The organism is Streptomyces finlayi (genome assembly GCF_014216315.1).
GTDB classification, from domain to species: Bacteria; Actinomycetota; Actinomycetes; order Streptomycetales; family Streptomycetaceae; genus Streptomyces; species Streptomyces finlayi_A.
Genome location: NZ_CP045702.1, coordinates 6,961,692 through 6,981,315, shown reverse-complemented (window position 1 = coordinate 6,981,315; position 19,624 = coordinate 6,961,692). Strand labels below are relative to the sequence as shown.

Below are 19,624 nucleotides of genomic sequence, written 5' to 3'. Positions count from 1 at the left end.
ACCCGGACAAGCGGCACGAATCGGGGATGTCCCCAGCGGGAGTGAACAGATGGACCACAGCGGGCACGGCATGAACATGGATCTGCCGCCGTTCACGCTCGGACGTGGGCTGGAATTCTCCGCGGACCCGTTCTTCCTCGTCGGCTGCGTGCTGGCGCTCGTGCTGTACGCGTACGCCGTACTGCGGCTGCGCAGGCGCGGGGACGGCTGGCCGGTCAACCGGATCGTCTTCTTCGTCCTCGGTGTGCTGTCCATCGCCCTGGTGATGTGCACCAAGCTCAACGACTACGGCATGGTCATGTTCAGTGTGCACATGGTGCAGCACATGGTGATCAGCATGCTGTCGCCGATCCTGCTGCTGCTGGGCGCGCCGGTGACCCTGATGCTGCGGGCGCTTCCGGTCGCCGGGCGGGACCGGACCGGACCGCGCGAACTGCTGCTCATGCTGCTGCACAGCCGGTACATGAAGATCATCACGCATCCGGTGTTCACGATCCCGCTCTTCATCGCCAGTCTGTACGGGCTCTACTTCACGCCGATCTTCGACTTCCTGATGGGCTCGAAGCCCGGCCACCTGGCGATGATGCTGCACTTCCTCGCCGTCGGCCTGGTGTTCTTCTGGCCGATCATGGGAATCGACCCGGGTCCGCACCGGCCGGGTTATCTCATGCGGATGCTGGAGCTCTTCGCCGGGATGCCGTTCCACGCGTTCTTCGGCATCGCGCTGATGATGGCGAGCGGCCCGATGGTGGAGACGTACAAGGATCCTCCGGCCTCTCTGGGCATCGACGCGCTCAGCGACCAGAACTGGGCGGGCGGTATCGCCTGGGCGTTCAGCGAGATCCCCTCGGTGCTGGTGCTGATCGCGCTGGTCTTCCAGTGGTACCGCTCCGAGCAGCGGACCGCGAAGCGCTCGGACCGGGCCGCCGACCGGGACGGCGACAAGGAGCTGGCCGCCTACAACGCGTATCTCGCCTCCTTGCAGGCGCGCGGGCAGTAGCGCGGAACACCCCCACGGGGCGACCATGGGCTCAACGGCCGCGCGGCCGATGAGGAGCGTGCGCGCATGTCCGGTTCCGTGAAAACCATGGGAGTGCTCACCATCGTGACCCTGGTCGCCGTGACGGCGTACACGGTGGCACTGGGGAGCAACGGCTGGCTCTGGTTCGGCTGGGTGGTACTCGGCCTGACGACGCTGGGAACGGCGGCCACGCAGGAGAACTGATCCGCTCCAACGGAGCGGCGCACCACCGGTCGGAGTCCGGGACCCGCGTGGTACCGGTGAGTAGGGCCCCGTGCTCGCGGCGGGCGTCCTAGACTGACGGTTTCCCCGCACCACGATGACCTGGCACGACACAGCCCTGAGCCGACCGGCAGAGCGAGGTGCACCCTCCGTGTTCTATTACGTCCTGAAATACGTCGTGCTGGGGCCGGTGCTGCGCCTGTTGTTCCGGCCGCGGATCGAGGGACTGGAGCACATTCCCGCCGACGGGGCGGCGATCGTCGCCGGCAATCACCTGTCGTTCTCCGACCACTTCCTGATGCCCGCGATCATCAAGCGGCGCATCACTTTTCTGGCGAAGGCGGAGTACTTCACCGGCCCCGGTCTCAAGGGTCGGCTGACCGCCGCCTTCTTCCACAGTGCGGGGCAGATCCCGGTGGACCGCTCCGGCAAGGACGCGGGGCAGGCCGCGATCCGCGAGGGGCTCGGGGTACTGGACAAGGGCGAGCTGCTGGGGATCTACCCGGAGGGCACGCGCTCGCACGACGGGCGCCTGTACAAGGGCAAGGTCGGAGTCGCGGTCATGGCGATCCGGGCGGGGGTTCCGGTGGTCCCGTGCGCGATGGTGGGCACCTTCGAGATCCAGCCGCCCGGCAGGGTCGTCCCGCGGATCAAGCAGGTCACGATCCGTTTCGGTGAGCCGCTCGACTTCTCCAGGTACGCGGGGCTTGAGAACCAGAAGGCGGCGATCCGGGCCGTCACGGACGAGATCATGTACGCGATCCTGGGTCTCTCCGGCCAGGAGTACGTGGACGAGTACGCGGTCAAGGTGAAGGCCGCGCAGGCGGACCAGCCGAAGAAGTTCCTCCGGCTGCGGCGCTGACCGCGTCTCGGTCCCGCGAAGCCCGCAGGCCCGGCTGAGGACCGCAGGGCCCGCGAAGCCGCGCTCGGCGCATCCGGGAATCTGCGCTCAGCGAAGGTTTCCTGCCCGTCGGTGGCCCAGCGCCTAGCGTCTGTCCCATGAGCAGAGGACACGCATATGTGCTGGGCGCCACGGGTCAGATCGGGAGGGCGGCCGTCGCCGCGCTCGCCGGGGACGGCTGGGAGGTCACCGCGGCCTCGTACGGTGGCGGGCGGGACGGCACCTGGCCCGAGGGGGTGCGTGGCGTCCGTCTCGACCGGGACGAGGACGGGGCGGTCGCGGCGGCGCTGGGCGAGGGCTGTGACGTCCTGGTCGACATGGTGGCCTTCGACGGGGCCCACGCCCGGCAGCTGACCGGTCTCGCCGACCGGATCGGCTCGGCGGTGGTCATCTCCAGCGGCGCGGTGTACGAGGACGGGCAGGGCCGCAGCTTCGACACCCAGGACCGCCCGGACGGCGGCCCGCGCTATCCGGTGCCGATCCCCGAGTCCCTGGCCACCGTGGCACCGGGCGACGGGACCTACGCGACGCGCAAGATCCGGCTGGAGCGGGAGCTGCTGGCCGCCGCCGGTTCCCTGCCCGTGACGCTGCTGCGGGCGGGGGCCGTGCACGGGCCGTACTCTCGCACCCCGCGCGAGCTGTATTTCGTCAAGCGCGCTGTCGACGGCCGGACGCGCCGGGTCCTGGCTTACGGGGGCACCAGCCGCTTCCATCCCGTGCATGTGTCCAATGTGGCGGAGCTGATCCGGCTCGCCGCACTGCGGCCTGGCAGCCGGGTGCTGAACGCGGCGGATCCCGGGGCTCCGACGGTCGCCGAGATCGGTGCGGCCGTCGACGAGGTCCTCGGGAGGAGGACGGAGACCGTGCTGCTGGCGGGCGCGCCTGCCCCGGGCCGGGTCGGGGAGACCCCCTGGAGCGCGGCGCACGACATCGTGTACGACATGACGGCGGCGGAGCGGGAGCTCGGCTACCGGCCGGTGACCGGTTACGCGGACTCCCTGCCGGAGACCGTGGCCTGGCTCGCCGGGCGGCTGGACGGCCGGGACTGGAGGGACGCGTTCCCCAAAATGGCGCGGAACTACGGCGACATCTTCGACTACGCGGCGGAGGACGCCTGGCTGGAGGAGTACGACCGGGGCGTGTGAGGCGCCGGAGCGGAGGGGCGGCCGGACAGGTGTCCGGCCGCCCCTCGACCGCCCGTTTCCTCTACGGTTTCGGTGTGGCGTGCGGGGCACACGTCACGTCGTGCCGGTCGTCCCGCTCAGCGGACTCCCGCTCAGCCGGTTCCTTTCAGCTCACGCAGGGCCTCGTCCAGCACCCCGCGCAGCAGCCGTGCGTCGGCCGCGACGGCGGTCACCAGCACGGCGGGGCCGGCGAGCCGGGTGCGTACGGCGGTCGGGGAGAGCAGTCGGGTCTCCGGGCAGGAGTCCTCGAAGTCCGGTTCGACGAGCAGGAGTTGGCCGACCGCCCGGTGTCCGCCGAGTACGGCCCCGCCGTCCCAGCCGGCGGGCGCGCCCGGCCCGTAGGCGAGTTGCTGGTCGAGCAGCGGGCGTCCTGACCGGCGCACGGTGAGCCGGGTGGTGAGCGTACCGGTCGTTTCGCCGTGCCGGCCGAGGACCTGTTCCTCCCGCAGCACCAGACGCGCGGAGGGGGCGAGTTCGACCCGGGTGGTCATGCGCAGCTCGCTGCCGTACGCGGAGACGAGCTGCTCCGGAAGCCAGCGGAGCGTCGCCCCCTCCCCCACGGCCAGCCGTACGTCGTACGTCGCGGGCCCGGCGTCCGGTCCCGCTCCGGGGAGGGCGACGGTGGCGGCCGCCGAGTCCACGGTCAGATGGGCACCGTCCCCGATGTCCACCTCGACGGCGAGCCGGTCACCGCCCAGGGGCGCGGTCATGGCGCCGACGACGGTGACGCGGGCGTACGGGGCCAGGCCGGAACGGGTGCGGCGCAGGGCGAGGGGCCCGCCGCTCTCCAGGACGGGCAGCGCGGTGCCGCCCCTGCCGTCGGGGACCGCGGTGATACGGGCCGTGGCCTGGACGCTCATGCGGTCCAGGCGGCGAGCTGGGCGCGCACCCAGTCGGCGATGGGGCGGACGCCGTCGGTGGACGTCAAGGACGTGAACACGACCGGGAGTTCGCCGCGCTGCTCGGCCGCGTCGCGGGCCATCCGGCCGAGGTCGGAGCCGACGTACGGCGCGAGGTCGGTCTTGTTGATGACGAGGAGGTCGGCGGTGGTGACGCCGGGGCCGCCCTTGCGGGGGATGTCGTCGCCGCCCGCCACGTCGATCACGAAGACCTGGGCGTCCACCAGCCCTCTGGAGAAGGTGGCGGTGAGGTTGTCACCGCCGGACTCCACCAGGACGAGATCGAGGGGGCCGACTGCGTCCTCCAGATCCTCGACCGCTTCGAGGTTGGCGGAGATGTCGTCGCGGATCGCGGTGTGCGGGCAGGCACCGGTCTCCACGGCCTGGATGCGCTCGGGCGGCAGGACGGCGTTGCGCAGCAGGAACTCGGCGTCCTCGCGGGTGTAGATGTCGTTGGTGACGACGGCGATGGACAGCTGGTCGCGCAGTGTGCGGCAGAGGGCGGCGACGGTCGCGGTCTTGCCTGAGCCGACCGGACCGCCGAGCCCGATGCGCAGGGCGCGCCGGGTGCCGTCGGGCCGTGCGGCGTCGGCGCTCACGGCGGCCGGACCGTCGTGGCTGTGGTCGAGGTGCATGGGGCGGCTCCTGGGGGTGCGGGTCACGAGGCGAAGAGACGGACCGGCCAGGCGGCGTGCGCTTCGGCGGAGATGTCGAGCAGCGGCGCCGAAGCGGCGGGCAGCGCGTCGAGGCCCAGGCGGGCGGCGGTGGCGGCCTGCTCGGCGACCCGGTCGAGTTCGGGGGCGAGGCGGGCGAGGACGGCGGTGGCCTCGAAGGGGTCGAGGGAGAGCAGCCGGACGACCGCGGTGGCAGGTCCGCTGACCGTCTCGTACACGACGCAGTGCGCGGCGTCCTCGGGCCCGAGCCCAGCGGACCGGGCGGTGAGGCCGAGGACGACGGGCTGGTGGGCGCCTCGCGGCCGGGCGGCGGCGAGAGCGGCCAGTTCGGCGCTGGGCCAGGTGGCTCGGGCGGCCCGCATCAGCTGACGGCCGAGCTTGCGCGCGACGGCTCGCAGGGCGGGCGAGGGTGTGCGGGCGTCGGCGGCCTCGTCGAGCGCGAGCGGGTCGAGGCCGTGGGCGGCCGCCGCGGCCAGTGCGGCGGAGGTGAGTCCCGTGGTGTGGAGCCGGCCACGGCAGAAGTCCGCGAGGTCGTCGGTGTTACGGATGCGCCCTGCCTTGACGGCCGGTTCGGCGCCACCCGAGTGGGCATGGCCACCGGCGGGGAACCGGCCGTCTGCGAGGACGAGCAGCGCTGCGCGCGTCATGGCTGACCTTCGATCGGAGCGTCGGAGCGGTGGAGGTCGTCAGAAGAGGAAGTAGCGCTGCGCCATGGGGAGTTCGGCGGCGGGCGCGGGAACGACCGGCTCACCGTCGATGGTGACGGCGAAGCTGTCCGGGTCGACCTGGACACGGGGCAGCGCGTCGTTCTCCCGCATGTCCGCCTTGGTGACGCCCCTGGTACTGGTGATCGGCACGAACCGTTTGCCGAGGCCGAGGCGTTCCGGCAGTCCGTCCTCGATGGCCACGCCGGTCACGAAGTTGAACGAGTTCGCCGCGGGGGCGCGGCCGCGTGCGCCGAACATCGGCCGGGGCATCACCGGCTGCGGAGTGGGAATGGAGGCGTTGGCGTCGCCCATCTGCGCGTACGCGATCTGGCCGCCCTTGATGACCGTCTGCGGCTTGACCCCGAAGAACGCCGGGTCCCAGAGGACGAGGTCGGCGAGCTTGCCGGTCTCGACGGAGCCGATCTCCCGGTCCAGCCCCTGGGCCACCGCCGGGTTGATCGTGTATTTGGCGACATAGCGACGGATACGGCGGTTGTCGGCCCGTCCGTCTCCCGGCAGGGCGCCGCGCCGCTTCTTCATCACGTGCGCGGTCTGCCAGGTCCGCAGGATCACTTCGCCGACACGGCCCATCGCCTGGGCGTCGGAGGAGATGATCGAGATCGCGCCGAGGTCGTGGAGGATGTCTTCGGCCGCGATGGTCGAGGGCCTGATCCGTGACTCGGCGAAGGCCAGGTCCTCCGGCACCGCCGGATTGAGGTGGTGGCAGACCATCAGCATGTCGAGGTGCTCCTCGATGGTGTTGACGGTGTGCGGGCGGGTCGGGTTGGTGGAGCTCGGCAGGATGTACGGCTCCGACACGACGGTGATGATGTCGGGGGCATGCCCTCCCCCGGCCCCTTCGGTGTGGTACGCGTGGATCGAGCGTCCCGCGATGGCGGCGAGGGTGTCGCCGACGAATCCGGCCTCGTTGAGGGTGTCCGTGTGGATGGCGAGCTGGGCGCCGCTCTCCTCGCACACCGTCAGGCAGGCGTCGATGACGGCGGGTGTGGCCCCCCAGTCCTCATGGATCTTGAATCCGAGCGCTCCGCCCCGGAGTTGGGCACGCATCGCGTCCTGGGACATCGTGTTGCCCTTGCCGAGCAGGCCGATGTTGACCGGGTAGGCCTCCAACGCCTCGAACATCCGCGCGAGGTGCCAGGCGCCGGGCGTGACCGTGGTGGCCTTGGTGCCCTCGGCGGGTCCCGTGCCACCGCCCACGAGAGTGGTGACACCGGCGGACAGCGCCTGGTCGACGATGGTCGGCGAGATGAAGTGGACGTGCGCGTCGACGGCGCCCGCGGTCAGAACCTTGCCGTTGCCGGCGATGATCTCGGTCTCGGGTCCGATGACCAGGTCGGGGTGCACTCCGTCCATCGCGTCGGGGTTCCCGGCCTTGCCGATGCCGGTGATCCGGCCGTCGCGGATGCCGATGTCCGCCTTGACGACGCCCCAGTGGTCGATGACGACGGCGCCGGTGATCACGGTGTCGGGGGCGCCTTCGGCGCGGGTGGTGCGCGCCTGGCCCATCGACTCGCGGATCACCTTGCCGCCACCGAACACCGCTTCGTCACCGGCGAGTCCGGGCCCGCCGGAGCGGTCCTCCTCGATCTCGGCGAACAGGTCGGTGTCGGCGAGCCGGATGCGGTCGCCCGTGGTGGGTCCGAACAGGTCGGCGTAGACCGCGCGGTCGAGTTCAGGCATCGAGGGCACCTCCGGTTTCGCCGCGCAGGCCGTGGACGATGCGCAGCCCTGCGAGGGGGACGAGTTGGACGTCGACGGGAATGCCGGGCTCGAAGCGGACAGCGGTGCCGGCGGCGATGTTGAGCCGCTGCCCGCGGGCGGCGGTCCGGTCGAAGTCCAGGCCCGGGTTGGCCTCGGCGAAGTGGTAGTGCGAGCCGACCTGGACGGGGCGGTCGGCGGCGTTGAGGACGGTGAGGCGGGTGACGGCACGGCCCTCGTTGAGCGGCACCGGGCCGTCCGCGTACAGGATCTCTCCGGGAATCATCGCGGCGCGCCCCCGTCAGACGATCGGGTCGTGGACGGTGACGAGCTTGGTGCCGTCGGGGAAGGTGGCCTCGACCTGGACATCGTGGATCATCTCGGGGATGCCCTCCATGACGTCGTCACGGGTGAGCAGCCTCCGTCCTGACGCCATGAGCTCGGAGACCGTACGGCCGTCGCGCGCGCCCTCCAGCAGATGCGCGGTGATCAGGGCGACGGCCTCGGGGTGGTTGAGCCGCAGCCCGCGCGCCCGTCGCCTCTCCGCCACGTCGGCGGCCACATGGATGAGCAGGCGCTCCTGCTCGTGCGGAGTCAGTTGCACGCTTCCACCTCTTCGTCTTGCGCCCAGTACCTGCCCTGGACGCAGCCGGACCCTATCCGCCCCCAAGAGCCTGTCGATCTTGAACGAGAGTCCCGCGGCGAGGTATTGCACGTTAGGGCGGAAGTTTTTCCGGCGCGTTAACTGACCCTTTGCACTTCCATGGGCATCAGGCCCCGCAGCCCGTCCGCCAGGACCTCCGGCTTCATGTCCCCGAACAGTGCCAGTTGGACGATGAAGCCCCGGGCCGTCGCGATCAGCGTGCGGGCGACGCGGTCGGCCGGTGGCTGCCGCCGGGTGCGGGCGGATCGCTGCTGAGGTCGGTCGCCTTCTTCGACGGCAGCGCGGCAGGCGGCCCGGCACCGGCCCCCACCCTGTGGGCGGCGGCCCGTCTGACCGTCGTGATCGCGGCAGGGCGGCGCCACGACAGGGCGGACGCGGCCCCGGGCGCCCGCGAACCGGCACTGACGCGCTGGACCACCGAGCCGCCGCGCATCCCCGCCCCAGCGGACGGGGTGCACGGCCTTTTCACGTCCGGGCGAAGACTTTCAGTCGCCCTGGTGGTCGTGCCGACGGTGCTCGGCGGCGATACCGAAGCTCCGCCGTTCGCCCGGAGCGGACGTCACCGAGTGGATCGAGGACACCGAGCGGATCACCTGCTCCTCCGCCACTGCTTCCTCGTCCTCGAGTCGCCGCAGGTCAGCGGCGGAAACGAGGGCGATGAGCGGCTTTCCGTGCCGCGTCACGACCACCCGTTCGCCGCCGTAGACGACGCGGTTGATCAGTTCGGCGAGCTCCGCCCGGGCTTGCGTCACCGGAATCTCGTAGGCCATAGTCCCCATCATAACCTTGTGTACGTCCTGTACATTTCTTACAAGGAGGACCAGGTCATGATCCGCCCCGCCGCTCGATACGTACTGCCGGAACTCACGGAGCGCACCGCCACCGGAACCCGGACCCTCGACCCGTACTCGAAGCTGCTGTCCGAGCGGATCGTCTTTCTCGGCACACCGGTGGACGACGTCGCGACGACCGACCTCATCGCTCAGTTCATGTACCTGGAGCACGCGGATCCCGACCGGCCGGTCTCGCTGTACATCAACTCCCCCGGCGGCTCGTTCACCGCCATGGCAGCCATCTACGACACGATGCAGTTCCTCACCTGCGAGGTGGAGACGTTCTGTCTCGGCCAGGCCGGCTCCTCGGCGGCCGTCCTGCTCGCCGCCGGTGCGCCGGGCCGGCGACATGCCCTGCCCGGCGCCCGGGTAGTCATTCAGCAGCCGTCCCTGCCGGAGCCCGTGCGGGGCCAGCCCTCCGATCTGGAGATCGAGGCAGGGGAGTTGATGCGTGAGCGCGAGGTGCTCACGGAGATGCTGATCCGGCACACCGGCCGGCCCGCGGAGCAGGTATCCGCCGACCTCGACCGGGACACCTTCCTCGACGCCGCGGCCGCCAAGGCGTACGGGATGGTGGACCACGTCATGGAGAACCGCAGCCCCTCCCAGCCGCCGCACACCGCGAGGTGAACCGCCGATGCCGCCACCGGAGTTCCCACCGCTCCCCGCGCTGACCCGCGCCGAGGGGGAGTTCATCGACCGCTATCTCGAAGTGCTCGACCAAGTGGGCCGGATCAACCCGGCGCGTGGCAGCGACACCTACAGCGCGCTCCGGGCGGCGCAGGCGCTGGCCTCCCGAGCCGCGGCCTTGCGTGACGCCCTCGTCTCCATGCACGAGCGGGGCGAGACGCAGATCCATGCGGGCACCCTGGCCCGGGCCCTACGGGTGCTCGACGGGGAGCGGCGGGCGGAACGGGTCACCGTGCCCCCCGTCGGCACGACTTGATCAGCGCTTCCCCGGCACTCTTGCGACACGCCCGGCACCCGCACCGAGTTTCCTCGCTCGTTCGGCGTAGGCCGTCCCCCTCACGAGGGACAGCTCAACTTGCGCATCGGGTAGGGATGGTGAGCCGAGTTCAGCGCTTTGTCGCTGGTACGAGCCTGGTCGAACATCACTTCGCCCGACCCAAATCCCCTCTGTCCACCCGAATGGATCAGTCGTGATGATCCTCTCATAACACTGTTTCAGCTCGGAAAACAGGCGCCGGGTGAGTCAAGATCCCTGGGACGACAAGCCCCCGCCACCGCGACGGGGCGGTCCGGGCGGACGCCGAGTCCTGCCGCCGTCCGGATGACTGGTCGACAGGAGTGGATCGGCAGGAGTGGAGGACCCGAGCACAACGGGCCGACCGGGCAACCGGCCGTTCCTCGGGGTGAAGCCGCAACGTGCGGCCGGGCAACTTCGCCAGCCCGAACCCGACAGGTCATCCTTCACAGGCGGCTGACGAAGGGTTGCGCATGTCTGCGCAGGTTCATGTCCCGTCACTTCTCGCCCGGGCCGGCACGGCCTCGGCACTCACTCTCGCCCTCGGAACCACCATGCTGGCCCCGGGCATCGTGAACGATGCCGAAGCCGCCACCCATTCGACGAAGGCGCTCAGCATCGCCGCCTCGAAGAAGGGTTCACCCTACAAGTACGGTGCAGCCGGCCCCCGCCGTTTCGACTGTTCGGGGCTGACGATGTACTCGTTCAAGAGGGTGGGCAAGAAGCTCCCCCGCACGGCCCAGCAGCAGTACAACAAGACCCGCCACATCACCTCCTCGCAGCGGAAGCGTGGCGATCTGGTCTTCTTCCATTCCGGCCGCAGCGTCTACCACGTGGGCATCTACGCGGGCGGCGGCCGGATCTGGCACTCCCCGAAGTCCGGGTCCGTCGTGCGCCTCGAACGGATCTGGTCCAGGAGCGTCTGGTACGGGCGGGTGCGCTGACCGTCGCCCCCGCTGTCTCAGTGCAGCAGGGGCCCGCCCACCGGCACGAGCCCGAGCGCGGTGAGCGCGACGCCGCTGCCGCCCTCGATCGCCCTGGTGGTAGGCGGCCGGCGCTCGCTGAGTCCGAGGTGGAGCACGTACGCGCCGCCGAGCAGTTGGACGGTGCCGAAGAGCACCGGCATCGTCACCAGTACCGCGGCGAGCCCCGCCACGGCGAGTGCGGTGTGGACGGGCGACCGGGGCGGCCGCGACCCTGACGGCGCTGCTGCGCAGCGCTTTCGGCCGCGCCGCCACAGCGTAGTGACGGACCGTTTCACCCGTGGTCAGCTCTGCACGGAGACGGTCCACGGGAGGGCGATCGAGACGGTCTTGCCGCCTTCGGCCGTGGGGCTGACGGTGAGCCGTCCGCCGCACTCCTTGGCCAGACAGCGGATGATCACCATGCCGCGCCCGTTGTCCTGCTGGACGGCCGCGGGCAGTCGCCGGGGCCAGCGGGGGTGGCTGTCCGTCACTCCGAGGTAGAGCTCCTCGTCCCGGTCGAGCCGGAGGTCCACGGTGAAGGTGGGCGACTGGCCGAACGTGTGCTGGACGGCGTTGGTGGCCAGTTCGGAAACGATCAGACGGACGCTGTCCGCGAGCTCGGCGTCGTCCGCGAGGCCCCACTCCGTGAGCACCCGGGCCACATACCTGCGAGCCGAGGAGACCGAGACCGGATCGCTCGGCAGAGTGAGGGATGCTTCTTGCTGGTCTGCCATGGCGGCGCCGTCCCTTCCCTGCCCGGCCGATCGGAAGTCGGCCGGGGTTGTGCTTCGCGCCAGATTGACACTGATGCTGCCCTCTGTAACGACGCTGCACCAAGATATGCGGAGATCTGTCGCCCAAAGCGGTGAACTCTGCCACGTAAGACTGCATTTGGGCGGGAAGTGCATCCAACCCGGTGGTCGGGCGGTGGTCTTCCGTTCAGCCGCGCTGAACCGACGCCCCGTCGGGAGCGGTCCGTACGATCGCCGCGACCGAGGCCGACACCTCCTGCGGCGTCAGATCGGCGCGCGCCGTCAGCCGCAGCCGCGAGATCCCGTCCGGCACCGACGGCGGCCGGAAGCAGCCCACCGCGACTCCTGCCGCGCGGCAGTCGGCCGCCCAGCGCACCGCCGTGTCCGCCGACGGCGCCCGGACGGCGACCACCGCGGCGTCGGGGCGGGCCGCCGTGAGACCGGCAGCGGTCAGCCGTTCGTACAGGGCCGTGGCTACCGCACGGGCCCGGTCCGCACGCTCGGGTTCGCGCTTCAGCAGGCCCAGGGCGCCCAGCGCCCCGCCGGCCGCCGCCGGGGCCAGCCCGGTGTCGAAGATGAAGGTGCGGGCCGTGTTGACCAGGTGGTCGATGACCCGGGCCGGTCCGAGGACCGCCCCGCCCTGGCTGCCCAGCGACTTGGACAGGGTGAGCGTGGCGACGATGCCTTCACCGCCCGCGAGCCCGACGGCGGCGAGCGCGCCGCGCCCGCCTTCTCCGAGTACGCCCAGACCGTGCGCGTCGTCGACCAGCAGGGCCGCGCCCTCGGCCCGGCACGCCGCGGCGAGCTCCGTCAGCGGGGCGGCGTCGCCGTCCACCGAGAAGACCGAGTCCGTCACCGCCAGGGCCCGCCCGTCATGCGCGTGCAGCGCCTTGCGCACGGCGTCCGGCTCCGCGTGCGGCACCACGGCCGTCACCGCCCGGGAGAGCCGGCATCCGTCGACGATCGAGGCATGGTTGCCCGCGTCCGAGACGATCAGGGAGCCGTGACCGGCGAGCGCCGTGAGGGCGGCGAGGTTGGCCGCGTAGCCGGAGGAGAACACCAGGGCAGCCTCGAAACCACAGAAGGCGGCCAGTTCGCTTTCGAGCGTGGCGTGCAGAGCGGTGGACCCGGTGACGAGCCGCGAACCGGTGGCACCCGCACCCCATCGGCGTGCCGCGTCGGCGGCCGCGGCGGTGACCTCCGGGTGCCGGGTGAGACCGAGATAGTCGTTGCTCGCCAGGTCCAGCAGTTCCGTTTCGGCGGGTCGCGGCCGCAGCGTGCGGACGAGTCCGGCGGTGGCACGGCGGCGGGCCTCTGCATCGATCCAGTCGAACGGGGCGAAGGACATGGGGTGGTCCCTTTTGTAGGCAGCTCACAGACCCTAGCCGCGAGAACAGCGGGTCAGGGTGTGGCAATACCCACACCCTTCTCCGTCTCTTCTGTCTGGTTCCTCCTTGGCCGAAGACCATGCCGTACGTCAGGATCATCGCCATGGACCTGCTGAACACGCTGGTGGACAAGGGGCTGCGGCGCGAACTGCCGACCCGCGAAGAAGCGCTCGCCGTACTGGCGACCTCCGACGACGAACTGCTCGACGTGGTGGCCGCCGCGGGCCGGGTACGGCGCCAGTGGTTCGGGCGGCGGGTGAAACTGAACTACCTGGTCAACCTCAAGTCCGGGCTCTGCCCCGAGGACTGCTCGTACTGCTCGCAGCGGCTCGGGTCGAAGGCGGAGATCCTGAAGTACACCTGGCTGAAGCCCGACGAGGCGTCCAGGGCGGCGGCCGCCGGGGTGGCGGGCGGCGCGAAGCGTGTCTGTCTGGTGGCGAGCGGCCGCGGTCCCACGGACCGCGACGTGGACCGGGTGTCGCAGACCATCGAGGCGATCAAGGACCAGAACGAGGGCGTCGAGGTGTGCGCCTGTCTCGGTCTGCTCTCCGACGGACAGGCCGAGCGGCTGCGTTCGGCTGGCGCCGACGCGTACAACCACAACCTCAATACGTCCGAGGAGACGTACGGCGCGATCACCACCACGCACACCTACGCGGACCGCGTGGAGACCGTGCAGCAGGCGCAGGCCGCCGGGCTGTCCGCCTGCTCCGGGCTGATCGCCGGCATGGGTGAGAGCGACGCGGACCTCGTCGACGTCGTCTACGCGCTGCGTGAGCTGGACCCCGACTCGGTGCCGGTCAACTTCCTCATCCCGTTCGAGGGCACGCCGCTCGCGAAGGAGTGGAACCTCACCCCGCAGCGCTGCCTGCGCATCCTCGCGATGGTCCGGTTCGTCTGTCCGGACGTCGAGGTGCGGCTCGCGGGTGGGCGCGAGGTCCATCTGCGCTCGATGCAGCCGCTCGCCCTGAACCTGGTCAACTCGATCTTCCTGGGTGACTACCTGACCAGCGAGGGACAGGCCGGCCAGACCGACCTGGACATGATCGCGGACGCCGGTTTCGAGGTGGAGGGCGCCGGTACGACGACGCTCCCCCGGCACCGTGCGCGGGCGGGCGGTGGCTGCGGCTCGCACGAGGGGGGCTGCGCGCCGTGCGGCGACAGCGCCGACGAGCCGGCCGCGAAGGCCGCCGGGGCGCCGGCCCCGGGCTCTGCCGAGGTGCCGGGCGCGGATGTTCCCGAGGTGCCGGGCGCTCGCACGGATCTGGTGACGGTCCGCCGTCGCGGCGCCGGTACGGACCTCGCGCCCAATGCCTGAGCCCCTCTCTCCCGCCGGGTTGCGAGCCCTGGACCGGGCTCATGTCTGGCACCCGTACGGTCCGATGCCGGGCCGGCAGGAACCGCTGGTCGTGGAGTCCGCGTCCGGAGTACGGCTCCGGCTGGCCGAAGAGGCCCACGGGCAGCGCGAGTTGGTGGACGGCATGTCGTCCTGGTGGTCCGCGGTGCACGGGTACAACCACCCGGTCCTCAACGAGGCGGCGCGCGCCCAGCTGGACCGGATGAGCCATGTGATGTTCGGCGGGCTCACCCATGAACCCGCCGTGCGGCTGGCGACCCGGCTGGTGGAGATCACCCCGGAGCCGTTGCGGCACGTGTTCCTCGCCGACTCCGGTTCCGTGTCGGTCGAGGTGGCCGTGAAGATGTGCCTGCAGTACTGGCGCTCGGCCGGACAGCCGGCCAAGCAGCGGCTGCTGACCTGGCGCGGCGGCTACCACGGGGACACCTGGCAGCCGATGTCGGTGTGCGATCCCGAGGGCGGGATGCATGAGCTGTGGTCGGGTGCGCTGCCCCGGCAGGTCTTCGCGGACGCGCCGCCGGACGGCTTCGACGCGGAGCCGGACGAGGCGTACATCGCGCATCTGCGCGGACTGATCGCGGACCACGCGCACGAGCTGGCCGCCGTGATCGTGGAGCCGGTGGTACAGGGCGCGGGGGGTATGCGGTTCCACTCGCCCGCGTATCTGCGGGTGCTGCGGGAGGCGTGCGACGCGCATGACGTACTGCTGGTGTTCGACGAGATCGCCACGGGTTTCGGGCGTACGGGCAAGCTGTTCGCGGCCGGGCATGCCGGTGTCTCGCCGGATGTCATGTGTCTCGGCAAGGCGCTGACCGGCGGCTATCTCACCCTGGCGGCGACGCTGTGCACGTCCGAGGTGGCCGAGGGCATCTCCCGCGGCAAGGTGCCCGTACTCGCCCACGGCCCGACGTTCATGGGGAACCCGCTCGCCACCGCGGTGGCCTGCGCGTCGGTCGATCTGCTGCTGGGCCAGGACTGGGAGCAGGAGGTCGGACGGATCGGAGAGGGGCTGCGGGCCGGTCTGGCGGAGGCGGCAGCGCTGCCCGCGGTCGTGGACGTCCGGGTGCTGGGCGCCATCGGCGTCGTACAGCTGGACCACGAGGTGGACATGGCGGCCGCGACGGCGGCGGCGGTACGGGAAGGGGTCTGGCTGCGTCCGTTCCGCGACCTCATCTACACCATGCCGCCCTATGTGACCGGTGACGTCGATGTGGCGCGGATCTGCCGCGCCGTGTGCGCGGCCGTGAAGGAGGGCTGAGATGACGGTCCTGGTGGTGACGGGCACGGGCACCGAGATCGGGAAGACCGTGGTGACCGCGGCCGTCGCGGCGGCGGCGCGGGGCCGCAGGGTCGCCGTGCTCAAGCCGGCCCAGACGGGTCTCGCTCCCGGCGAGCACGGGGACGCGGCCGAGGTGCTGCGACTCGCGGGCGCTCATGTCACCCCGGTCGAACTGGCACGTTTCCCGGAGCCGTTGGCCCCGGCGACAGCCGCCCGCCGGGCCGGTCTGGCACCGGTGCGTCCGTACGAAGTGGCCGAAGCGGCGGGGAAGCTGGCGGCCGAGCACGATCTGGTGCTGATCGAGGGAGCGGGCGGACTGCTCGTACGGTTCGACGACGAGGGCTCCACGCTGGCGGACGCGGCGCGGCTGCTGGGCGCGCCCGTTCTGGTGGTGGCGCCCGCCGGGCTCGGCACTCTCAATGCCACCGCGCTGACCTCGGAGGCACTGCGTGCACGGGGTCTGGAGTGCCTGGGCGTGGTGGTGGGCAGCATGCCGGCGGAACCGGACCTGGCCGCCCGGTGCAACATCGACGACCTCCCGGTCGCGGCGGGCGCCCCCTTGTTGGGTGCGGTGCCGGCCGGTGCGGGATCCCTGGACCCCCGGGACTTCCGTGCACGCGCGGGGAGTTGGCTGACCACGGAGCTCGGCGGCCACCGGCCGCGGTGACGCCCGGCCGGCCGGGCACGTGGAGGGGAGAAGCAGGCGGTTACGGGGGAGAATCGAAGGAGCCGTACGTGTTCCCCGAGGAGGCCGTCATGCAGCTGCGCAGCAGGAAGATCCCGCGGGACATGGTGCACCATCCCGTCTTCGCCCGGTTCTACGCCCGGATGAGCGTGGCCGCCGACGACCGGGGCGGTATCGCGGCCCGTCGCGCGGAGCTGCTGACCGGGCTGTCGGGCCGCGTGATCGAGATCGGCGCGGGCAACGGCCTGAACTTCGCGCACTACCCGGCGGCCGTGTCCGAGGTGGTGGCGATCGAGCCGGAACGGAGCCTGCGGCAGCTGGCGGTCGGCGCCGCGCTGCGGGCGGAGGTCCCGGTGGACGTGGTGCCCGGCACGGCGGAGGCGCTGCCGGTGAAGAGTGAGGCGTTCGACGCGGCCGTGGCGTCCCTGGTCCTGTGCACCGTACGGAATCTGCCGCGCGCCCTCGCCGAGATCAGGCGGGTCCTGCGGCCCGGCGGCGAGCTGCGCTTCTTCGAGCACGGGCTCGCCCCGGGCCGTGGCCTGGCGGCGGCGCAGCGAGTGGTGGACCGCACGGTCTGGCCGCTGCTCTTCGGTGGTTGCCACACGGCGCGGGACACACTCGCCGCTGTCGAGGCGGCCGGCTTCGAGCTGGGTACGTACCGCAGGCTGCGGATTCCGGAGAAGGGTGTGCAACTCCCCTCCTCCCCTTGCGTACTGGGCGTGGCCCGTCGGCCGTTCTCGGACGACTGACGCCGTCAGTTCCCGCTCTGCCCGCCGTTGTCCAACTGGTCGGCGAAGGCACGCAGGGCGTCGGCCAGTTCCGTCTTGGTGGGCAACTGGTCCACCTTCGCCTCGAGTTCGCCGATGCGCTCGGTCAGTTCGGCGAGATCGGCGAGATCGGCGGGGGGTGTCGGAGAAGGTGCGCCCGAGCCGCTCGGACTGGGGTGATCCGACGGGCCCGGGTTTTCGGTCGGTTCCCCGCCACCGCCGGAGCCGCCGACGGTACCGCCGCCGTCCGCGGCGCCTTCCGACGCTCCGGGGCTGGGGGCCGGTGTTCCACCGGGACCCTCGGTGGGCGCGGGGGTCGGTTCGCCGTCCGAACCGCTCGTCACACCCACCGTCGTACCGCCGGAAGTGTCCGTTCCCCCGTCGTCCGGGGCTCCGGCCGCGAGGGCCCCGCTCACTCCGAGGATCACGGCGGCTGCCGTGCCGACGAGTGTGACCGTTGTCCGTCTGGTCCGTCCTATGCTCTTCAATCGCGCTATGGGTGTCATGCTCGGGACATTAGCGGCGGAGCGGCGCGGAAGAGGCCCTTCCGGCGACCTTGCGCACAGCGGGGGCCGGGCGCCCCCCGCCAGGCCACTCCCGTCAGGGGGCCCGGAGCCAGGAGGTCCGGAGTCAAGGGGTCCGGAGTCAAGGGGTCCGGAGTCAAGGGGTCCGGAGTCAAGGGGTCCGGGGTCAAGGAGAGTCAAACGCTCCACTGGCGCAGTTCCTCGGCGATGGCCCGGACGTCCGCCTTCCCCTCCTTGACCAGCCGGGCCAGGTCGCGCACCTGCTCGGGCGAGGTGATGACCTTCAGCCCCGAAGCGACGAGATAGCCGTAGGCGACGGCGGAGGCGAACATCGCGTTGGAGTGTTCGAGTGCGGGCACATGGAGCAGCAGTTGCAGAAGGGCGGCGGCCCGGGAGTGCGGGTCGCTGTAGACGGGGCTGCCGAAGATCTCCGCCTCATGGCGGCTCACCGCGGCGACCAGTGCGCCCCAGTCGACGACCTGCGGATCTCCGGGCGTCTTGTGCTCGGCGACCATCAGCAGCCAGGAAAGGTCGATCTTCACGTTCAACGGGCTCGTTCGCCCTCCGCACCGAACTCCTCCGCGAAAACCGACTCGTACTGCTTCATGAAGTCGGCCGCGGCTTCGACGAAGGTGTGTCCCACTTCGCCCGCGTCCTGCCTCACGAGTTCCTCGATGTAGCGGTTCACGCTCATCCCCCTCTGCAGCGCGCGCTGCCGCGCGGCCTCGGCGGTGGCCTCGTCCACTCGTACGTTCAGCTGAGTCTTGGGCACCTCATCACGCTAGCGCGCCCCTGCTAGCACCAGCAAGGGCAGCGCTGTCGCGCCCGCCCCTGGACCGGAATCGTGTCGACGGCCGCACGCGGCCGGTGATGGGATGGCCGGTATGAATGATCTTGCGATACGCGCCGCCGGCGCCGGTGATCTGGACGAGGTCCTCGCCTTCTGGAAGGGGGCCGCCGAAGGCACCAGCATCAGTGACGACCAGGACGGCATACGACGCTGGTCGCCCGCGATCCCGGCGCCCTGATCCTCGCGGAGCTGGACGGCGTCCTCGCCGGTACCGTCATCTACCTTCTGTTTGAAGGTCTTTCGGGAGGTCTCAGCGACCTCGTTGTCGCGGGCTCGTGAACTGGTCGGGGAACTGAGCCACGACGGCCTGGTAGGGACGTCGTCGGAGATGGGGTTTCTGAAGGCCCGGCTGCAGATGCGTGGAGTTCCTGTAGACGTCGATCGGTAGCTGCCCCGGAGGACCTGACTCTCTCGAAGCCACACCGGCCTACAACGACCCGCGCGTCATACTGACCGTGTGCGCAGCCCTGATCGACGAGCTGGCCTGACCAGCGAACCGGGCTGCGGACCGGCGTGCAGCTCGACGTGCCTGGCCTGCGGGACGTCGCGAGGTAGGTGTGGCACGGAACCTGCGCATTCGCGACCGGGGCTCTTGCCGATCAGACTTCGGGGACATAGGTTCATGGTTCGATGACACAGGACTCCTGTGACGTTGGCCGATAGCTGGCTCTGACTGCGCGCGATGGTTGGCCCGCTTGGCCAAGTAGCGCGCTCAGCTGCGCATCAGTGGCACTCGGCCAGGCGGTTCCGTGCACGTCGTGCGGGCCGCCGTAGGCGTTGCCCCTGTTGAGCAGGAACAGATCGATGGCGGGTTGCCAGATGGAGTCCTCGTCGTCGCGGCCCCACAGCCGAGCACCCGGCCGGCATTCGATCATCCCGCCTGTCGACATACCGAGATCCTGCGTGCGCCGGCAGGGAACCGCATCGGCATTTCCCTCCCACGCACCGCTGATCGCCTCAGCTGGATCAGTCGACGTCATGGCGTGCTGGAGGTCGACCCGGGTCCGTCACCGGGCTGGCCGCTCCCCCTGCGAGCCGCCTACAGCGACCGCTGGAGCCAACTATGGCGCGCACCACAACAACGGCCTGGCGCGGCATGCCTGGCGCGCCGCCGGGTATACGCCGGAGCCCCAGTGGAGCCGCTGGGTGAACACCTCACCGGCTGAGAACCTGGGGCGGGCGCCCGGCATGCGTGCCGCGCGTGCCATGTACCCAGGACTCCCCGCAAGGCTGCCGGGACGGCCCTTA

At 71.0% G+C, this 19,624-nt stretch carries 26 protein-coding genes, 2 pseudogenes and 1 riboswitch; of the genes and pseudogenes, 12 read left to right on the top strand and 16 right to left on the bottom strand.

Going from position 1 to position 19,624, the window contains the following annotated elements; translation table 11 throughout:
* Window positions 1-49 precede the first annotated feature (49 nt).
* The 4 genes from F0344_RS32035 to F0344_RS32020 all read left to right on the top strand — a co-directional run bounded on the left by F0344_RS32035 (window position 50) and on the right by F0344_RS32020 (window position 3,289).
* A complete protein-coding gene (locus tag F0344_RS32035; protein ID WP_185302093.1) occupies window positions 50-1,000 on the top strand; it encodes a cytochrome c oxidase assembly protein in 951 nt (316 codons plus the stop codon).
* A 66-nt stretch (window positions 1,001-1,066) separates the two neighbouring features.
* Window positions 1,067-1,225, top strand: a complete 159-nt coding sequence (locus tag F0344_RS32030; RefSeq protein ID WP_185302092.1) for a hypothetical protein — start codon at window positions 1,067-1,069, stop codon at window positions 1,223-1,225.
* Between the two features lie 169 nt (window positions 1,226-1,394).
* Window positions 1,395-2,105 carry a lysophospholipid acyltransferase family protein gene (locus F0344_RS32025; RefSeq protein WP_185302091.1) on the top strand — a complete coding sequence of 237 codons (711 nt, stop codon included), beginning with the start codon at window positions 1,395-1,397 and terminating at the stop codon, window positions 2,103-2,105.
* A gap of 137 nt (window positions 2,106-2,242) precedes the next feature.
* Window positions 2,243-3,289, top strand: a complete 1,047-nt coding sequence (locus F0344_RS32020; protein ID WP_185302090.1) for an NAD-dependent epimerase/dehydratase family protein — start codon at window positions 2,243-2,245, stop codon at window positions 3,287-3,289.
* Window positions 3,290-3,420: 131 nt separating this feature from the next.
* Here F0344_RS32020 and F0344_RS32015 read toward each other — a convergent pair whose 3' ends face one another.
* The 9 genes and pseudogenes from F0344_RS32015 to F0344_RS31980 form a co-directional block, all read right to left on the bottom strand.
* Entirely contained in the window at window positions 3,421-4,188 is a 768-nt protein-coding gene (locus tag F0344_RS32015; protein WP_185302089.1) for an urease accessory protein UreD, read from the bottom strand.
* Complete coding sequence (ureG, locus tag F0344_RS32010; RefSeq protein ID WP_185302088.1) at window positions 4,185-4,862, bottom strand: urease accessory protein UreG; 678 nt, start codon at window positions 4,860-4,862, stop codon at window positions 4,185-4,187. Before ureG ends, F0344_RS32015 begins: the two co-directional genes overlap by 4 nt.
* Window positions 4,863-4,885: 23 nt before the next feature.
* Window positions 4,886-5,548: an urease accessory protein UreF gene (locus F0344_RS32005; RefSeq protein WP_185302087.1), complete on the bottom strand. Its 663-nt coding sequence runs from the start codon at window positions 5,546-5,548 to the stop codon at window positions 4,886-4,888.
* A gap of 39 nt (window positions 5,549-5,587) precedes the next feature.
* Window positions 5,588-7,309 carry an urease subunit alpha gene (locus F0344_RS32000; RefSeq protein ID WP_185302086.1) on the bottom strand — a complete coding sequence of 574 codons (1,722 nt, stop codon included), beginning with the start codon at window positions 7,307-7,309 and terminating at the stop codon, window positions 5,588-5,590.
* Window positions 7,302-7,613 (bottom strand): urease subunit beta, encoded by a 312-nt coding sequence (locus F0344_RS31995; protein ID WP_185302085.1) that lies wholly within the window; start codon window positions 7,611-7,613, stop codon window positions 7,302-7,304. Before F0344_RS31995 ends, F0344_RS32000 begins: the two co-directional genes overlap by 8 nt.
* 15 nt (window positions 7,614-7,628) lie before the next feature.
* A complete protein-coding gene (locus F0344_RS31990; protein ID WP_185302084.1) occupies window positions 7,629-7,931 on the bottom strand; it encodes an urease subunit gamma in 303 nt (100 codons plus the stop codon).
* Between the two features lie 137 nt (window positions 7,932-8,068).
* Window positions 8,069-8,212: pseudogene (locus tag F0344_RS36240) on the bottom strand (TetR/AcrR family transcriptional regulator); the annotation flags it as partial.
* The gene (locus F0344_RS31985) at window positions 8,185-8,424 is read right to left on the bottom strand and encodes a hypothetical protein (protein ID WP_185302083.1); all 240 of its coding nucleotides are present in this window, start codon (window positions 8,422-8,424) and stop codon (window positions 8,185-8,187) included. The gene F0344_RS31985 and the pseudogene F0344_RS36240, both read right to left, overlap by 28 nt.
* 52 nt (window positions 8,425-8,476) lie before the next feature.
* A complete protein-coding gene (locus tag F0344_RS31980) occupies window positions 8,477-8,761 on the bottom strand; it encodes a type II toxin-antitoxin system Phd/YefM family antitoxin (protein ID WP_185302082.1) in 285 nt (94 codons plus the stop codon).
* 57 nt (window positions 8,762-8,818) lie between these two features.
* Between F0344_RS31980 and F0344_RS31975 the strand changes: the two genes are divergently transcribed.
* The 3 genes from F0344_RS31975 to F0344_RS31965 all read left to right on the top strand — a co-directional run bounded on the left by F0344_RS31975 (window position 8,819) and on the right by F0344_RS31965 (window position 10,753).
* Window positions 8,819-9,454, top strand: a complete 636-nt coding sequence (locus F0344_RS31975) for an ATP-dependent Clp protease proteolytic subunit (RefSeq protein WP_185302081.1) — start codon at window positions 8,819-8,821, stop codon at window positions 9,452-9,454.
* Between the two features lie 7 nt (window positions 9,455-9,461).
* Window positions 9,462-9,770: a hypothetical protein gene (locus F0344_RS31970; protein WP_185302080.1), complete on the top strand. Its 309-nt coding sequence runs from the start codon at window positions 9,462-9,464 to the stop codon at window positions 9,768-9,770.
* A gap of 344 nt (window positions 9,771-10,114) precedes the next feature.
* Window positions 10,115-10,279, top strand: a riboswitch (cyclic di-AMP (ydaO/yuaA leader).
* Between the two features lie 3 nt (window positions 10,280-10,282).
* The gene (locus tag F0344_RS31965; protein WP_185302079.1) at window positions 10,283-10,753 is read left to right on the top strand and encodes a C40 family peptidase; all 471 of its coding nucleotides are present in this window, start codon (window positions 10,283-10,285) and stop codon (window positions 10,751-10,753) included.
* 17 nt (window positions 10,754-10,770) lie between these two features.
* On the opposite strand, the gene F0344_RS31960 is transcribed toward F0344_RS31965, so the two are convergent.
* From F0344_RS31960 to F0344_RS31950, 3 genes are all read right to left on the bottom strand, one after another.
* Window positions 10,771-10,965 carry a hypothetical protein gene (locus F0344_RS31960; protein WP_374940131.1) on the bottom strand — a complete coding sequence of 65 codons (195 nt, stop codon included), beginning with the start codon at window positions 10,963-10,965 and terminating at the stop codon, window positions 10,771-10,773.
* A gap of 111 nt (window positions 10,966-11,076) precedes the next feature.
* Entirely contained in the window at window positions 11,077-11,508 is a 432-nt protein-coding gene (locus tag F0344_RS31955; protein ID WP_185302078.1) for an ATP-binding protein, read from the bottom strand.
* A 205-nt stretch (window positions 11,509-11,713) separates the two neighbouring features.
* On the bottom strand, window positions 11,714-12,874 hold the full coding sequence (locus tag F0344_RS31950) for an 8-amino-7-oxononanoate synthase (protein WP_185302077.1): 1,161 nt from the start codon (window positions 12,872-12,874) through the stop codon (window positions 11,714-11,716).
* A gap of 143 nt (window positions 12,875-13,017) precedes the next feature.
* Between F0344_RS31950 and bioB the strand changes: the two genes are divergently transcribed.
* The 4 genes from bioB (at window position 13,018) to F0344_RS31930 (ending at window position 16,984) form a co-directional block, all read left to right on the top strand.
* The gene (gene bioB, locus F0344_RS31945) at window positions 13,018-14,232 is read left to right on the top strand and encodes a biotin synthase BioB (RefSeq protein WP_185302076.1); all 1,215 of its coding nucleotides are present in this window, start codon (window positions 13,018-13,020) and stop codon (window positions 14,230-14,232) included.
* On the top strand, window positions 14,225-15,529 hold the full coding sequence (locus F0344_RS31940) for an adenosylmethionine--8-amino-7-oxononanoate transaminase (protein ID WP_185302075.1): 1,305 nt from the start codon (window positions 14,225-14,227) through the stop codon (window positions 15,527-15,529). The genes bioB and F0344_RS31940 overlap by 8 nt, the downstream gene beginning before the upstream one ends.
* A gap of 1 nt (window position 15,530) precedes the next feature.
* A complete protein-coding gene (gene bioD, locus F0344_RS31935) occupies window positions 15,531-16,217 on the top strand; it encodes a dethiobiotin synthase (protein WP_185302074.1) in 687 nt (228 codons plus the stop codon).
* Window positions 16,218-16,306: 89 nt separating this feature from the next.
* Entirely contained in the window at window positions 16,307-16,984 is a 678-nt protein-coding gene (locus F0344_RS31930; protein ID WP_185302982.1) for a class I SAM-dependent methyltransferase, read from the top strand.
* Between the two features lie 5 nt (window positions 16,985-16,989).
* Here F0344_RS31930 and F0344_RS31925 read toward each other — a convergent pair whose 3' ends face one another.
* The 3 genes from F0344_RS31925 to F0344_RS31915 all read right to left on the bottom strand — a co-directional run bounded on the left by F0344_RS31925 (window position 16,990) and on the right by F0344_RS31915 (window position 18,298).
* Window positions 16,990-17,508 carry a hypothetical protein gene (locus F0344_RS31925; protein ID WP_185302073.1) on the bottom strand — a complete coding sequence of 173 codons (519 nt, stop codon included), beginning with the start codon at window positions 17,506-17,508 and terminating at the stop codon, window positions 16,990-16,992.
* A gap of 194 nt (window positions 17,509-17,702) precedes the next feature.
* A complete protein-coding gene (locus F0344_RS31920) occupies window positions 17,703-18,074 on the bottom strand; it encodes a fic family toxin-antitoxin system, toxin component (protein ID WP_185302072.1) in 372 nt (123 codons plus the stop codon).
* Entirely contained in the window at window positions 18,071-18,298 is a 228-nt protein-coding gene (locus F0344_RS31915; protein ID WP_185302071.1) for an antitoxin, read from the bottom strand. Before F0344_RS31915 ends, F0344_RS31920 begins: the two co-directional genes overlap by 4 nt.
* A 103-nt stretch (window positions 18,299-18,401) precedes the next feature.
* Between F0344_RS31915 and F0344_RS31910 the strand changes: the two are divergent.
* Window positions 18,402-18,595: pseudogene (locus F0344_RS31910) on the top strand (GNAT family N-acetyltransferase); the annotation flags it as partial.
* Between the two features lie 401 nt (window positions 18,596-18,996).
* Here the strand turns inward: F0344_RS31910 and F0344_RS31905 are convergent.
* Window positions 18,997-19,356 carry a hypothetical protein gene (locus tag F0344_RS31905; RefSeq protein ID WP_185303045.1) on the bottom strand — a complete coding sequence of 120 codons (360 nt, stop codon included), beginning with the start codon at window positions 19,354-19,356 and terminating at the stop codon, window positions 18,997-18,999.
* Window positions 19,357-19,624 lie beyond the last annotated feature (268 nt).